This window comes from Halobellus sp. Atlit-38R, assembly GCF_003665925.1.
GTDB classification, from domain to species: Archaea; Halobacteriota; Halobacteria; order Halobacteriales; family Haloferacaceae; genus Haloquadratum; species Haloquadratum inordinatus.
Genome location: NZ_QXIJ01000203.1, coordinates 1 through 521 on the forward strand (window position 1 = coordinate 1; position 521 = coordinate 521).

The window sequence follows — 521 nt, forward strand, 5'->3', positions numbered from 1 at the left end:
GACTCATCGCTTTCGCCGAACGGCTCAGTAGATGTCCCAAACGGCTCGACCTGCGGGTTCAGTACGATTGTATACTGTTCATCACCGTTAATCACTGCGTCGTCCACGAACGAACCAGTGCTGTTGCGGACGCCGAAGCTATCTGCTGGGATTGCCGTAGCGGCAGCATCAGCACTACCAATTTCGACGCTTGCGTTGGCGAACACTAGGTTGTTCTGTCCATTTGGACCAACAGCTTGTATAGTCGTCTCACTCAGGTCGATCTCATCAGCACCTGGAGACCCTGTGACACTGATACGGATTTCTGACAGTTCACCCTGAGTCGCATCGCTCGTGACGATCCCGACCTCACTCGTCACTCGGACACGCTCGGACACGAGGTCTGTGCTCTCTTGCCCTGTCGCTTCAGCCTGTGACTGTAAGAATCCGGCCGTGTTGATCAGGACGCCGGCAGCGATCGCCGCCACCAGCACCATCGCGATGAACACGATGAGGGTCCCGATCCCCACTTGACCGCGTTC

Annotated in this window: 1 protein-coding gene; it reads right to left on the bottom strand. The window is 56.6% G+C overall.

Annotated elements, in window-relative coordinates; genetic code table 11:
• Window positions 1-521 (bottom strand): archaellin/type IV pilin N-terminal domain-containing protein (locus D3D02_RS18950; protein ID WP_121571358.1); only part of this gene is annotated, 521 nt, incomplete at both ends.